This is a genomic window from Luteolibacter flavescens, from assembly GCF_025950085.1.
Taxonomy (GTDB): Bacteria; Verrucomicrobiota; Verrucomicrobiia; order Verrucomicrobiales; family Akkermansiaceae; genus Haloferula; species Haloferula flavescens.
Map to the genome: position 1 here is coordinate 339,438 of NZ_JAPDDS010000003.1, position 14,820 is coordinate 354,257.

The following is a 14,820-nucleotide window of genomic DNA, read 5'->3' on the forward strand; positions in this document are numbered from 1 at the left end:
CGGTGGTGCGAGCCACAAAAAAGCCGCCCGGCTTTCACCGGGCGGCCTGTGGTCAACCTACAGTAATGAACCGCGCGCTCACGGAGCGGTGGCGATGTCCACGCGGAGGCGGGCGAAGAGCTTGCCGCCCGTGGCCAGGGTGCGCGGAATCTTCACCGTGACGGCGTCTGGGACTGTCAGGCTGCTTTCCTCGATTATCACGCCATTCACGCCACCCTCTGCCTCGGTCCAGCCATTGGCCGCCAGCGATGTGCTGTATTGGACGTATGGATTATAGGATGCGGAGGCATCGGTGCGGCGATACACGAAGCTGAGGAAGCTGGCGTCGTAGCCTGCCTCTCCGGCCTTGAGGATGCGCGGCAGCTTGTCGAAATCCGGAGCCGATCCGGGAGCAGGATTGCCACCGATGACGAATTCGATGCCGTTCGGAATGCCATCCCCGTCCGAGTCGGCATCGGGACCGGCACCCACGATGCCATTGGCGCTTTCAAAGGCGGCATAGTCGTCGGTCGAGGTGCCCAGCGTCAGCACGCCGGTGCTCTCCGTGAAGGTCCAGGTATTTCCCCCCTCCACCAGCGTGTGGACGTTCGCGGTCTCCGTGAAGCCGACGACGGTGAAGTTCGACAGGAATGTCTTCCCGGTGGTATCCACCAGCGTCCACGAATTGCCGCTTGTCAGGTCGGCCCCGGCGAGGTCGATGACGAAGTCACCGAGCAACTCGACCGAGCCCGCGCCGGTCAGCTTGTTCGACACGCCATTGGCCCCGGGGGCGAATTTCAACTGCGCGTTGTCTGCGAGTTGAAGCGTGCCCGCATTGACCACGGTGTTGCCGGTGTAGGTGTTCGCTCCCGCCAAAGTGAGGGTGCCCGCACCGGACTTCGTGAAGGTGCCGGTCCCGCTGATGACTCCGGCCACCGTGACGGCATCGCTGCGATTGATGACCAGCGAGGCGTTGTTGACCACCGGCCCGGTGCCGAGGGCCCCGACAGTGCCGCCGATGCCCACCTGCAGGGTGCCTTCATTGACGGTGGTGGTACCCGCGTAGGTGTTCGCACCGGTCAGGACCATCGTTCCCGCTCCGGTTTTCGTAATGCCAAAGACATTCGAAATCACGCCGGAGACGGTGAGGTCCGCGGCCGCGCTGGAGGTCACGTCCGCCACGTTCCAATTCGCGGAAGAGTAGGCATTCCACACTTGGGAGGAGATCGTGGTCGGAGCCGTTCCCGAGATGGTGTAGGTCGCGGCATTCGGGACGCGGATCTCGTGCGTCCCGTTCACCGTCGCGCCGGACAGGGTCATGTTCCGGACATACTGCTCGCCGTTTACGGTAAGGGTGCCCCCGTTCACCACAATGGTGTCGTCCAGCCCGTTGTTGTCGCCACCGAGCGCGTGTGCGGTGGTGAACACCAGCGAAGCACCCGGATTCACGGTGAGGACCCCGGCACCCGTCATGCGGTTGGTGCTGAAGGCACTGTTCGAAAGCGTGAGCGTCCCGGCTTCTACCACGACGTTCGTGGGCAGTGCCGTGCCCGCGCCGGTGGCGGTGAAGTTGCCGGTGCCTTGCTTGCGGAAGGTGCCGGTGCCCGCAATCGCACGGGAGAAGGAAACCGCGTCCGAACGATTGAAAGCGAGCGTCGCGCCATTGACGGCGACAGCGCCGCTGCCTCCGAGCGTGCCGGTGGTGCCGCCATTTCCGACGGTCACAGTACCGCCGGTGATGGAGGTGGCTCCGGTGTAGGTATTGTCATTCAGCAGCACCAGCGATCCGGCTCCGGACTTCGTCAGCGAACCCGCGGCGATGCCCGTGCCGCTGAAGGTGTAGGTGCCCGTGGTATTCGATACGGCGGTCGCGGCCGGCTGGATGGTCCCGGCGAGCGTAACCGCTGGCTGCGTCAGACCCGAGTCGTCGAAGGAGACCACGTCGAAGGCGTAGAAGTTGCTCGGCGTGGTGCCATTGCTGGCGAGTGCCCAGTTGGCCGTGGTGTTCACGTTCCAGGCATTGCTGGTGCCACCCTTCCACACGAGCGAGTCCGCCGCGGAAATCTGCACCGCGAGGCGCGTGTTCGCCGTGTCCTCGACCAGCGTTCCGGTCAGGTGCGGATTTGCAGGCACCAGGGTCAGGTTCGACAGCGAGCCGGAGAGCGTGGTGTAGTCGAGGATCGGGAAGGACGCGGGCAGCGTTCCGGTGATCGCGCTGCTCGGTGTGATCGAGATGGTGGTGGGCGCGGTGATGTTCAGGTTCGCGACGGCCAGCAGATCCGTCGCCGTGCCGATGCGGAAGGCTGCGGTGCCCCCGTTCAGATCCAGCGTTGCCGCGGTGGCGGTGCCGGGTGCAATGACAGAGCCGACGCGCAGCGTGCCTCCCGGCGCCACTTGCACCGTGGCAGCCGCAGCGGCACCCGCGACGAGGCTCAGGTCGCCTCCGGAAACCTTTGCCACGCCGGTGAAAGTGCCCGCCGCCTGACTGAGGACGAGCGTTCCCGCGCCTTGCTTGTCGAAGCCACCGGTGCCACTCAGCACGCCGGTGAGCGTGATGGTCCGGGGCGTCGTACCATTCACCGAGTCGAGGGTGTTGACGACGGTATCCCCTGCCAACGTCATGTTCAGCGGCGAAGTCCAGTCCGCGTAGGCACCCAGCGTGCCGGCACCGAGATTCACCGCATAGGTGGTGCCGCTCGTGCGCATGCCCCACTTGCCAAGGTTAAGACGACCGCCGTTCAGGTTCAGCGTGTCCGGCTGGGGATTCGCCCCGCCGGTATTGTGACCTTCGCCGCGGCCGTTCACCACGAGCGAGGAGGTATTCACCACGCCGGTTCCCGAAATGTTCAGGATGCCGGTGCCGTCGATGCCCAGCAGGAGGTTCGCTTGGTTCTCCGCGGTGGGAGTGGTGACGGTGTCAGGCAGGTTCAGCGAGCCGCCGGAGATATTGTATACCGACGTATTCCCGCCCCAGTGGCCCACCATCATCTGGGCGATGGTGGAGACGCTGCCTGCGGTCTGGTTCACGGTATGGGCGTTGTTGGAGCCCGCACCGAGATTGATGTTGCCGAAGGTCGCGTTGGCGGATGCGAGGTTCGTGGTGGCGGCATTTCCCACCAGCGAGAGCGCGGTGATGGAAGGCGAATTGAAGCTCGCAGTGCCGTTGTTCACGTTGATGGAACCGCTGGTCGTCGTGGTTCCCAGCGTGACATTCCCGTTCATCACCGTGGTGCCCGTGCCCACCGCGAAGGTGAGGCTGCCAGCTCCGGTCACCGGGCCATTCACCGTGGTGGTGAATCCGGCGGGGGTATTGAAGCCACCATTGCCGGACGCGAGCGTGATGCCGCGGTTCGCATCAAGGGTGAGGCCCGATGCCTCGACGCTCGTGCCGCCCTGGATCATGCCGGCATTCAGGAGCGTGATGGAGTCCGCCACGAGTGCCGCCGGGGTATTGCCGAGCGAGCTCTGGCTCGCGATGCGCAGCGTGCCATTGCCCGCTGAACCGTCGATGCGGGTCTTGCCGAGGAAGCCTGCATTGGCCGCGCCCTCGATGTAGAGCGTGCCCGTGCCGACCTTTTCCAGAACGGATGAAGCATCGCCGGTGATGGCACCGGTGATCGAGCCGGAAGCCCCCGCCCAAGCCGACATGCGGGCCTGACCCTGCAGGGTGACGTGGCCGGAGATGATGGAATTCCCCTCGATGCGGAGGGCACCGAGCTGGCCGCCGGTTTCAGTGGGGCCAAGTCCCGCCAGCGTGATGCTGCCGGGGAAATCCACCCCGTCCACGGCCCAGAACTGGCCGTTGTTCGAAACGCTCACCGGTCCCGTGCCGAGCACGTCGGGATAGGGCACCCTCACACGTGCTCCATTGATCGAGACATTCCCGGAGAAGTCCTCGTTCAGTCCGGTGACCGCGATGTCGGAGGCTGCCGTGACACCGGAGCCGACGAGCTGGAGGCCGCCGGTACCGAAGAGATAACGGTCGAGGCCGACCGCGCCGCTGATGCGGGTGTCATAAATGACCGAGCCACCATTGATATGGAGGTCTCCACCGACATCGGCATTCCCGCCGAGGGTCAGCGTGCCGGTGCCGGACTTGATGATCTGGCCGTCGCCCGTGATCGCTCCGCCGAAGGTGCTGTCCAGGTTCGTCGCGCCGATGGTGAGTTCCGCAGGCGAGAAAATCTCAATGCCTCCCGTACCCGCGATCTGGGCAAATGAATTGCTGGCTTCCAACGTGGTCTTGCCGCCGCTCACGGTGACGAGACCGCTGACCGTATTCGCCGCGCTGCGCAGGGTGATCGCGCCATTGAGGGTTAGGCTCGAGGCCGTCACCTGCGAGGAGATGTCGAGCACGCTGGCACCATCCGCACGGATGAGGCCGAGCCCGCCGGAGAAATTGATCACGCCGCCGCTGAGCGCCAGATTCCCCTCCTGCAGCCAGATCGCATCCGCCGCCTGGGTGCCGCTGACCGTGACGGTGTGGTCATTCGTGCCATCGCTGCCTGCGGAGAAAACCGCGGCCCGCCCGGCCGTCCAGCCGGTGGTGGCCACGTCACCGCTCGCGGAGGACGACCAGAAATTGCTGCTGCCCCAGGTGCCATTCAGCGAGCCGGAGCCAGTGTCACCCGAGCCTGCGCCCGCACCATTCGCGTCCCAGTAGGCAAGCGTGCCGGTGTAGGCATTCGACACCTGCAGGCCGGCGATGGCCGTGCGGCCCGGAGAGGAATTCAGTCCCGCCAAGGTCACGCCGGGCTGGCCGAGCACCTTGATGAAGTGGGAGCTTTCGACCAGCGTGTCGAGATTCGTCCAGTTCGTCGCGGCCCACGACTCATTCGCAGTAGCCGGGATGGTGCCGCCCGTCCCGTTGCCCTTGTAGAAGGCACCGTTCACCTGCACGGCGGACATCGCGGTGGTCGCTGCCGCCTGGTCGGTGGCATGGATGACATAGATGTCATTCAGCAGGAAGGGAGACGCGAGGTTCACCGTCCAGCCGGTCCCGGCATCGTCGAGATAGCCCTTCGTGAGATCGCCGTTTTCCGAAGTCGCCGTGGCTCCCGTCGAGGCGGAGAAGTAGGTATTGGCCGAGGCCCACGTCACGCTGGCATTCGTGATGGCACCGGTGCTGTCGAGCAGGCCCGGAAGCGTTCCGGAGGCCGTGTTCGTATTGTTCCAGAAGTTCCCCGCGACCGGCAGCGCGCCAGTGAGCTTGGTGGCTTCGGTGATCGTGCTGGCGCTGTGGTTGGCACCGAAATTGACGCTGATGCTCTGCGCGGAAAGCGAGCCTGCGAGCGCCACCACGGCACAGAGGGCGGCAGCGGGGGCGTGGGAGAATCCGGTTCGGAGGGCGGCGCGTAGGAGCGCGTCGCGCTGGAAGGTTGGGGTCGGGGTCTTATTCATCGAGGTCGCGATAGCTGAAGAGAACGATTCGCGTGCCAGCAAGGAATAAGCCATTTTTACTCACTAATTTTCGCATTGAATGACTTTTCTGACCCATTTTCGCAAAACACAATGCAGATCAAGCACTTTAGAATTCCATTAAAGCAATCCATCGCATGAAAAATCAGATAGCTCCGCAACTTTGGCTTGTTTGACGATGTTTCGGCTTTTCGCCTCGCTCCAGACAGCGATTCTGCCGCCCCCATGACGTGTGACTTCCTGGTGATCGGCGCGGGCATAGCCGGTCTCACCTTTGCAATCCGTGCCGCCAGGCACGGGTCGGTGATCGTGCTGGCGAAAGGCGCGGCAATGGACTCAAACACGGCCTGGGCACAGGGGGGGCTGGCTTCCGTGCTGCCGGAAGGCCTGCGCGACGAGGGCGACAGCTACGAGCTTCACGTGGCAGACACGCTGGATGCCGGCGCGGGGCTCTGCAATGAGGAAGTGGTGCGCACCATCGTGAGCGAGGGCGCGGCCACCGTGGACGACCTGGTCTCCCACAGCGTGGACTTCGACAAGGAGGGCGACCATTTTCAACTCGGCAAGGAAGGCGGGCACTCGAAACGCCGCATCCTCCACGCGCGGGACACCACGGGCCGGGAGATCGCCGGATCACTGGTGGAGGTCGCGCGACGCACGCCGAATCTCACGCTGCTGGAGCACCACTTCAGCATCGACCTCATCACCACCGGCAAGCTGGGCGTGGTGACGGAGGATCGGGTGCTGGGGGCCTATGTTTTGGAGAAGGCCACGGGCGAGGTGAAGATCTTCCGCTCGGACCGCGTGGTGCTGGCCACCGGCGGCTGCGGGAAAGTGTATCTCTACACGACGAATCCCGACTCGGCGACCGGCGACGGCGTGGCGATGGCTTGGCGCGCAGGGGCGAGCGTGGCGAACATGGAGTTCATCCAATTCCACCCCACCTGCTTCTACAATCCCGCGGCGATGGGTGCGGAGGCACGCTCCTTCCTCGTGAGCGAAGCGGTGCGCGGCGAGGGCGGCATCCTGATCAATGCGAAGGGCGAGGACTTCACGAAGAAGGCCGACCCGCGCGGATCGCTGGCGCCACGCGACATCGTGGCCCGCGCGATCGACCGCGAGATCAAGCGGACCGGTGCGCCGTGCGTCTTCCTCGACGTGACGCACAAGCCTGCGGGCTTCATGCGGGAGCGCTTCCCCTTCATCTACGAGAAGCTTCGTACTTTCGGCCTCGATTGCGAGAAGCAGCCCATCCCCGTGGTGCCGGCGGCCCACTACCAGTGCGGCGGCGTGGTCACGGACATCAATGGCAAGACCACCATCCGCGGGCTCTACGCCATCGGCGAGGTGGCCTGCACCGGCCTGCACGGGGCGAACCGCCTCGCCTCGAATTCCCTGCTCGAAGGCAACGTCACCGCCCGCCGCGCGATCGAGGACATCCTCCACCACTACGGCGTGGAGAAGCACACCGACGACGCACCGGAGATACCCGGGTGGCACCACGGCGACGTGGCCGAGCCGGACGAGCTCGTGGTGATCTACCACAACTGGGACGAGCTCCGGCGCCTGATGTGGGACTACGTTTCCATCGTCCGCACGGACAACCGGCTGCGGCGCGCGGCCACCCGGCTGAGGAATTTGAAAAAAGAGGTCCGCGAGTTTTACTGGGGCCATCGCGTCAATGCCGACATTCTAGAGTTGCGCAACCTCGTCGCGGTCGCTTCTCTCGTCGTCGATTGCGCGATCCGTCGCCGTGAGTCGAGGGGCTTGCATCATACGCTAGACTACCCCGCGACTGACGACCGCTTCGTGAAGGACACGATCCTTCGACGCTTTTAATTTAAAAAACCAAACGATGGGAAGACCAGCGATTGCAGCCAAACGCCAGTGCCGGGGGAATCAAGCCGCCGGGCTCGTCTTGTCGGCGCTCCTCGCGATCTTCCCCTCCGCGGCCAGCGCGCAGCAGTCCGGAAAAACCACCGGCAGCCTGCCCCGCGTGGTGATCCCGACCTCGAACCGCTCGACCGCACCGGTGCGTCCGGTGAATCCCGCGGTCGGCCAGCTTTACCCGTGGCGGCTGAATATCACCGCCACCGTCTTCTGGATCGGCGAGCAGCCGACGCAGAACAACCCGACGCCGAACCACAAATCCTCGTGGGATCAGGCATGGGCCGTGAATTTCGGCGGCTACGATGACCCCGCACCTGCGGCCCGCATCGCCAACCACACCACCGGCGACTTCCGCCCGAAGGGCTTCACGCCCCAGTTGAATCCCTTTTACGTGGCCCTGCCCTACAATGACGTGCAGGGTTGGGCGCGCCACAAGCCCGAGGCTTCCAAGGTGATCCCGTGGTTCAACCGGATGAATCCCGCCCCTGGCAAGACGGTCCTGAAAGGCCGGTGGGTGCAGATTTTCAACGGCAAGTACAGTTGCTACGCGCAGTGGGAAGACTGCGGACCGTGGGTGACGGATGATTTCGAATACGTCTTCCTCGGCAAGCGCCCGAAGAACACCTCGAACAAGTCCGCCGGGATCGATATCTCCCCGGCAGTCCGTGACTACCTGAATCTCCAATCCGGCCAGAAGTGCCACTGGCGCTTCGTCGAAGCAGCCCAGGTCCCCTACGGAGCTTGGAAAAAGTACGGCCAGCAGCAGATCCAGCAACTCGCCCGCAGTGCCGCCGCAGGCCAAGGCGGCGGCACGGCAACGAAAGGCACCCAACCCGTCGCCGGCGGCCCGGACGTGGACGCCCAGCGCCGCTACCTGGAATATCTCCGGAAGATCCGCGACGAGCAGAACCTGAAGAAGGCCAAGTCCGGGCCTGCGACCGGGAGCTGACGCAGTCACTTTTTCAGTCTTCCTTGCTGAGGATTGAGGCTGGCATCGCGTGGCATGGCTGAAACACTCCGCGCATGCAGCGCGTGGCGGTCATCAATGTGGTGGGACTTTCCCCTTCCCTGCTCGGTCCTTCGACTCCGCGGCTGAAGGCCTTCGCGGAGAAGAACGGGCAGCAGGCATTCCGCCCGGCATTCCCGGCGGTGACTTGCACGGCGCAGTCCTCGATGCTGACGGGCACCTGCCCGCGCGAGCACGGGATCGTGGCAAATGGCTGGTACGACCGCGAAAGCGCGGAGGTGCGCTTTTGGAAACAGAGCAATCACCTCGTGCGCGGCGAAAAGGTCTGGGACCACCTGCGACGCAAGCACCCCGGCTTCACCTGCGCGAAGCTCTTCTGGTGGTACAACATGTATTCCAGCGCGGACATCGCGATCACCCCGCGCCCGCTCTACCCGGCGGACGGGCGGAAGGTCTTCGACATCCACACGCAGCCGATGGACCTGCGTGAGCGGATCAAGGCGGACCTTGGCGAGTTTCCCTTCCCCTCCTTCTGGGGTCCGATGGCGGGCATTCCGTGCTCGGAGTGGATCGCCACGTCCGCCCGATGGGTGGAGGAGCGGGAAAAGCCGACGCTGAGCCTGATCTATCTGCCGCACCTCGACTACTGCCTGCAAAAATTCGGCCCAGGCGCGCCGGAGATCGCGCCCGAACTGGAGGCGATCGACCGGGTCACGGGCGAGCTGATCGACTTCCTCGAAGCCCGCGGCATCAAGGTACTGGTCGTTTCAGAATACGGCATTTCGAAAGTGACGCAGCCGATCCATCTCAACCGCCTCTTCCGCCAGAAGGGCTGGATCCAGGTGAAGGACGAGCTCGGCCGCGAGACGCTGGATGCCGGTGGATCGCGGGTCTTCGCCGTGGCGGATCACCAGATGGCGCACGTCTATGTGAATGACCGCTCGCTGATGCGCGAGGTGCGCTCGATGCTGGAGGAAACGGACGGCATCGACGAAGTCCGCACCGCCGGGGAGATGTGGGGCAGCGGCGTGGGCGCAGAGCGGGCCGGGGATCTTGTCGCCATCTCGAAGCCGGATGCGTGGTTCACCTACTACTTCTGGATCGATGACGCGAAGGCCCCCGACTACGCCCGCTGCATCGATATCCACCGAAAGCCCGGCTATGATCCGGCGGAGCTTTTCATCGATCCCGCCATCGCGAATCCGAAGCTGAAAATCGGAAAATTCCTCATCAAGAAGAAGCTCGGCCTCCGCGGCCTGATGGAAGTCATCCCCCTCGATGCCACGCTCGTCAAAGGCTCCCACGGCCGCGACGTCGTGGAAGACGGGGAAAAGCCACTCATCCTCGGCTCCCTCGTCCCGGTGAGCTGCGCGGAAGAAGTCTTCGGCGCCATCGTGGCGGCGGTGGAGAATGGTTGATGATGATCGCCCTTCATCGGCATCACTTTGCAAAGCAAAGTTAAATCTTGCCAGCAGTGCATCCCGCCTGTGAGATGCGCCCATGAATTCGCGCAACCCAGCTTGGATCGTCGTGATCTTCATCCTGGGATTGTTTGCATTCGCGCTGACCGGACTGATCTCCGAGGCGAATCTCAGGACGGGGACTACCGCTGACACGCCGGCGGAAGCCATCGGCAAATGCCTCTCCGTCGTGAGACAGCCCGGCATCACGCATCCCCCCGAGCAGGATGTAGGATCATCGTCAGAGCTGATTTTGTCGGGTGATCGTTGAGTGCCGTTAGCCTTCGGGGCCAGGCGGTTCCTTGAGAATAGCAGGATCGGAAGCCGGACAGACCCCGTCAACCTTGGCCTTGTGTCCCAACGGGACTTCACCCCTCAGCCCAGGGTTGCGAGGCACGAGCTACCCTGGGTAGCATCGCGATGATGGGCTACGCCAAAGGCGTTGTGAAGCGCCCAACCTCCCATGCCGCAATCACTCTCCGCCGTTTACCTCCATCTGATTTTTTCCACGAAGAATCGCGAGGCGTTTTTGAGTGACCCCTCGATACGCTCGGAAACCCACGCTTATCTGTCGGGCATTTCGAGCAAGCTCGATTGCCCGACGATCCTCGTCGGCGGCGTGCAGGATCATGTCCACATCCTTGCGCGACAGGCCAGGACCATCTCGCAGGCTGATTGGGTCAAGGAGTTGAAGCGAGCGTCCAGCCTGTGGATCAAAAACAAGGCTCCACTTCTCAGGAACTTCGCGTGGCAATCCGGATATGGAATTTTCTCGGTGAGCCAGTCGAATGTCGAGAAGGTGACCTCCTACATCGCCGGACAGGAAGAGCACCACCGGGCCAGATCGTTCCAAGATGAATTCCGCGCGATGTTGAAGAAGCACGGCATTCCTTGGGATGAGCAATACGTGTGGGATTGATACAGAGCCGCCCTACACAACCTCTTCGAGGTAGCCGGGCCATCCGCTCCATTCCCGGGGTAGCTCCTCCTTCGTCGGATCAACCCCGGGCTATGGAACGAAGTCCCGTCGGGACATTTCGAGTTTCCCGAAAAGATGCGTACTCCGTGAGACCTCCCTTCTCGGTCGAAATTTCCCACCCCCGGGAAACCCGCAAGTCGCGGTCCGGGGCACGGCGTCTGCTTTACGGTTGCGCTCTTCCGGGCGGCTTCCTAGCGTTCGCTCCGGTTTTACGATCCGAGCACCTTTCCCATGAAAATCCGCACATTCGCCCTTCCCGCCCTCGTGGCATCGATTGCCGCCCTCGGTCTCACCAATTGCAAACAGGGCGGCGGCGACACGATCAAGGTGGGCGAATTCGCCTCGCTCACCGGCAAGGAAGCCACCTTCGGCACCTCGTCGCACGAGGGCACCCTGCTCGCCATCGAGGAAATCAATGCGGCGGGCGGCGTGCTCGGGAAGCAACTCGAACTGCTGACCGAGGACAACCAGTCCAAGGCCGGCGAATCCACCAACGCCGTCAACAAGCTGATTTCCAAGGACGGTGTGGTCGCCATTCTCGGCGAGGTGGCCTCCAGCCGCTCCTTCGAGGCAGCGCCGGTCTGCCGGGACAACAGCATTCCGATGATCTCCCCCGCCTCGACCAATCCCTCGGTCACCGAGGTCGGCGACTTCATCTTCCGCGCCTGCTTCACCGATCCTTTCCAAGGTGCCGCACTGGCGAACTTCGCCACCGGCGAGCTTAAGGCGACCCAGGTCGCCATGCTGACCGACGTGAAGAGCGACTACAGCAAGGGCCTCGCGAAGTTCTTCAAGGAGAAGTTCCTCGCGAACGGCGGCACGCTGGTCACCGAGCTCGACTACAATGGCGGAGACAAGGAATTCAAAGCCCAGCTCACCACCATCAAGAACAGCAACCCGCAGGCGGTCTTCGTCCCCGGCTACTACACGGACGTCGCACTCATTGCACGCCAGGCGAAGGACCTCGGCCTGAACGTGCCACTTTTCGGCGGTGACGGCTGGGAGAGCAACGTCCTCCTCGACATCGGCAAGGAAGCGATGAACGGCCACTACTTCTCCACCCACTGCGCCGCCGACCAGGGCACGCCGAAGATGACCGCCTTTGTGGAGTCCTACAAGAAGCGCTTCAATGGCAAGACCCCCGACGCGATGGCCGTGCTCGGCTACGACTCCGCGATGCTGCTGGCCGATGCCATGAAGCGCGCCGGCACCACCGAAGGACCGAAGCTCCGCGACGCGATCGCCGCCACCAAGGACTTCGAAGGCGTCAGCGGCAAGTTCTCGCTCAATGAGAACCGCGATGCCGTGAAGGCCCTCGTCTTCATCAAGATCGAGGACGGCCAGTTCCGCTACACCGCCACGGTGAATCCGTGAGGAAGTCGAGAGTCGATGGTTGAAGGTTGAGAGTAAAAAAACCTCCACTGCACAACCTTCTTCTCACTCTCTACTCTCAACTCTTCACCCAGAACACCTGTGGACCTCCAGCAGACGATCCAGCAGCTCATCAACGGTCTCGGGCTGGGATCGATCTACGCCCTCATCGCCCTCGGCTACACCATGGTGTACGGGGTGCTGAGGTTCATCAATTTCGCCCACAGCGACGTGCTGATGCTGGGTGCCTTCGCGGCGCTCTTCCTGGCTCCGCTGGTGGAAAAGGCCTTCGGTCCGCAGTCGGTTTTCGGCGCGATCATGATCATCGTGTTCGCCGCCGGAATCTGTGCCTGCATAGGCATGCTGATCGAGTTCCTCGCCTACCGGCCGCTGCGGAAGCGCCCGAAGCTGACGGTCCTCATCACGGCCATCGGCGTGTCGCTCTTCATCGAGTTCACCTGCCAGAACAAGGCGGTCTTCGGCGCGGCCACCCGCTCCTTCCCGAAGCTGCTGCCGGAGAAGCAATTCCACTTTGGCAACCTCGTCATCGGCAGCACGGATATCCTCGTGCCACTGGTGACCCTGCTGCTGCTGGGCGTGATGTGGGTCATCGTCCAGAAGACCCGCGTCGGCACGGCGATGCGCGCGGTTTCCTTCAATCAACAAGCCGCCTCGCTGATGGGCGTGCCGGTGAATCGCATCATCTCCTTCACCTTCGGCCTGGGCTCGGCGCTCGCGGCCATCGCGGGCATCCTTTACTCGATGAAGGCTCCCGGCATCGAGCCGCTGATGGGTGTGCAACCCGGCCTGCGCGCCTTCATCGCAGCGGTCGTCGGCGGCATTGGAAATCTCCCCGGCGCGGTGATCGGCGGTCTGCTCATCGGCCTGCTTGAGACCTTCGCAGGTGGCATTCCGGGACTGTCCAGCTACCGCGACGCGATCGCTTTCGGCATCCTGATCCTGATCCTCCTTTTCAAACCTGCCGGCCTGCTCGGTCGCGCCACCATCGAGAAAGTCTGATGCCATTTTCCGGAGCAAAACGCTGGCTCTTCATCGGCATCGCCATCGCGGTGCTGGCCTCCCTTTCTTCCGGCGGGATGAATCGCTACTACCTCGGCATCACCATCGATGTCGGCATCGCGATCATCCTCGCCGTCAGCCTGAATCTCATCAACGGCCACACCGGCCAATTCAGCCTGGGCCATGCCGGCTTCATGGCGGTGGGCGGTTACTTCGCCGCCTGGCTCTCGCTGCAGATGGGGGAAAATGCCAAGATGCTGTTTCCCCTCTCGCTGCTTGCCGGTGGCATTCTCGCAGCAGTCGTGGGCCTCGTGGTCGGCATTCCCTCGCTGCGCCTGCGCGGGGACTACCTCGCCATCGTCACGCTCGGCTTCGGCGAGATCATCCGGGTGATCGCGCAGAATACGGAAGCCATCGGTGCAGCCAGCGGCCTGAAGGGCATCCCGAAATTCACGAACCTCGGATGGACCTTCGGCCTCGCCGCCGTGACGATTTACGCGATCACCTCGCTGGTGAATTCCACCTACGGCCGCGGCTTCCTCGCCGTGCATGACGACGAGATCGCAGCCGAGTCCTCGGGCATCAATACCGTGCGCTACAAGGTCACCGCTTTCGTGACCGGGGCCTTCTTCGCTGGCATCGCGGGCGGCCTCTATGCCCACCACAAGCAGTTCCTCTCGCCCACCGGCTTCGACTGGCTGAAGTCCGTGGAAATCGTGGTCATGGTCATCCTCGGTGGCATGGGCCGCACGGTCGGCGTCATCGCCGCGGCCATCCTGCTCACGGTCCTGCCGGAGCTGCTTCGCGACTTCGCCGAATACCGGATGATCGTTTACGCGCTGCTCATCATCTTCCTGATGCTGGTGCGCCCGGGCGGGCTCTTCACCCTCAACCTCAAGCGCCGTTCCTCCGCAGCATGAGCACACCGCTCCTGGAACTCGAGAACGTGACGATCAAGTTCGGCGGCCTGACTGCGGTCAGCGAGCTGACCACCACCGTCGGCGCTGGCCAACTCGTCGGACTCATCGGCCCGAATGGCGCCGGGAAGACGACGGCCTTCAACATGATCACCGGCGTGTATCAGCCGACTTCCGGCACGATCCGCTTCGACGGGAAATGCACCGCCGGGATCAAGCCGAGCAAGCTGGCGGACCGCGGCATCGCGCGCACTTTCCAGAATATCCGCCTCTTCGGCTCGATGAGCGTGCTGGACAACATCCGCGTCGCCAAGCAGCTCCACAATTCCCAGAATTTCCTCGGCTCGCTCTGGCGCGGGAAGGCCTGGAAAGAGAGCGAGGCGGAGATCGAGAAGGACGCCCTGGAGCTCCTAGAGATCTTCAACCTCGCGAAGTTCCGCGACGAAATGGCGACCTCCCTGCCCTACGGCGACCAGCGTCGCCTGGAGATCGTCCGCGCGCTCGCCACCCGGCCGAAGTTGCTGCTGCTCGACGAGCCCGCCGCCGGCATGAACCCGTCCGAGAAGGACGACCTGATGCACCTCATCCGTTTCATCAAGGACCGCTACCAGCTCGCAGTCCTGCTCGTGGAGCACGACATGAAGGTGGTCATGGGCATCTGCGAACGCATCGCCGTGCTCGAATACGGCCGCAAGATCGCCGAGGGCACGCCCAAGGAAATCCAATGCCATCCGAAGGTCATCGAAGCCTACCTCGGAGCGGCAGCCACCCCGATTGAGACGACGTGACCATGAAGCAAGCGGGCTCTTCTTCACCGTG

Annotated in this window: 10 protein-coding genes; 9 read left to right on the forward strand and 1 reads right to left on the reverse strand. The window is 63.4% G+C overall.

Annotation, left to right across the window (positions count from 1 at the left end; all coding sequences use genetic code 11):
- Positions 1–78: 78 nt before the first annotated feature.
- On the reverse strand, positions 79–5,379 hold the full coding sequence (locus tag OKA04_RS07280) for a beta strand repeat-containing protein (RefSeq protein ID WP_264500485.1): 5,301 nt from the start codon (positions 5,377–5,379) through the stop codon (positions 79–81).
- A gap of 243 nt (positions 5,380–5,622) precedes the next feature.
- Between OKA04_RS07280 and nadB the strand changes: the two genes are divergently transcribed.
- The 9 genes from nadB (at position 5,623) to OKA04_RS07325 (ending at position 14,789) form a co-directional block, all read left to right on the forward strand.
- On the forward strand, positions 5,623–7,236 hold the full coding sequence (nadB, locus tag OKA04_RS07285; RefSeq protein ID WP_264500486.1) for an L-aspartate oxidase: 1,614 nt from the start codon (positions 5,623–5,625) through the stop codon (positions 7,234–7,236).
- A 79-nt stretch (positions 7,237–7,315) separates the two neighbouring features.
- On the forward strand, positions 7,316–8,236 hold the full coding sequence (locus OKA04_RS07290) for a hypothetical protein (RefSeq protein ID WP_264500487.1): 921 nt from the start codon (positions 7,316–7,318) through the stop codon (positions 8,234–8,236).
- Between the two features lie 74 nt (positions 8,237–8,310).
- Positions 8,311–9,672: an alkaline phosphatase family protein gene (locus OKA04_RS07295; protein ID WP_264500488.1), complete on the forward strand. Its 1,362-nt coding sequence runs from the start codon at positions 8,311–8,313 to the stop codon at positions 9,670–9,672.
- Between the two features lie 82 nt (positions 9,673–9,754).
- On the forward strand, positions 9,755–9,985 hold the full coding sequence (locus OKA04_RS07300) for a SurA N-terminal domain-containing protein (protein WP_264500489.1): 231 nt from the start codon (positions 9,755–9,757) through the stop codon (positions 9,983–9,985).
- A 192-nt stretch (positions 9,986–10,177) separates the two neighbouring features.
- Complete coding sequence (tnpA, locus tag OKA04_RS07305) at positions 10,178–10,633, forward strand: IS200/IS605 family transposase (protein WP_264500490.1); 456 nt, start codon at positions 10,178–10,180, stop codon at positions 10,631–10,633.
- Between the two features lie 291 nt (positions 10,634–10,924).
- Positions 10,925–12,067, forward strand: coding sequence for an ABC transporter substrate-binding protein (locus OKA04_RS07310; RefSeq protein ID WP_264500491.1), 1,143 nt, complete (start codon positions 10,925–10,927; stop codon positions 12,065–12,067).
- 99 nt (positions 12,068–12,166) lie between these two features.
- Entirely contained in the window at positions 12,167–13,084 is a 918-nt protein-coding gene (locus OKA04_RS07315; protein ID WP_264500492.1) for a branched-chain amino acid ABC transporter permease, read from the forward strand.
- Positions 13,084–14,004, forward strand: a complete 921-nt coding sequence (locus tag OKA04_RS07320; RefSeq protein WP_264500493.1) for a branched-chain amino acid ABC transporter permease — start codon at positions 13,084–13,086, stop codon at positions 14,002–14,004. Before OKA04_RS07315 ends, OKA04_RS07320 begins: the two co-directional genes overlap by 1 nt.
- A complete protein-coding gene (locus OKA04_RS07325; RefSeq protein WP_264500494.1) occupies positions 14,001–14,789 on the forward strand; it encodes an ABC transporter ATP-binding protein in 789 nt (262 codons plus the stop codon). The genes OKA04_RS07320 and OKA04_RS07325 overlap by 4 nt, the downstream gene beginning before the upstream one ends.
- Positions 14,790–14,820 lie beyond the last annotated feature (31 nt).

Coding starts and splice junctions, on each gene's coding strand:
- nadB (WP_264500486.1), top strand. CDS start 5,623: ATGACGTGTGACTTCCTGGTGATCGGCGCGGGCATAGCCGGTCTCACC.
- OKA04_RS07300 (WP_264500489.1), top strand. CDS start 9,755: ATGAATTCGCGCAACCCAGCTTGGATCGTCGTGATCTTCATCCTGGGA.
- OKA04_RS07325 (WP_264500494.1), top strand. CDS start 14,001: ATGAGCACACCGCTCCTGGAACTCGAGAACGTGACGATCAAGTTCGGC.
- OKA04_RS07280 (WP_264500485.1), bottom strand. CDS start 5,379: ATGAATAAGACCCCGACCCCAACCTTCCAGCGCGACGCGCTCCTACGC.
- tnpA (WP_264500490.1), top strand. CDS start 10,178: ATGCCGCAATCACTCTCCGCCGTTTACCTCCATCTGATTTTTTCCACG.
- OKA04_RS07320 (WP_264500493.1), top strand. CDS start 13,084: ATGCCATTTTCCGGAGCAAAACGCTGGCTCTTCATCGGCATCGCCATC.
- OKA04_RS07310 (WP_264500491.1), top strand. CDS start 10,925: ATGAAAATCCGCACATTCGCCCTTCCCGCCCTCGTGGCATCGATTGCC.
- OKA04_RS07295 (WP_264500488.1), top strand. CDS start 8,311: ATGCAGCGCGTGGCGGTCATCAATGTGGTGGGACTTTCCCCTTCCCTG.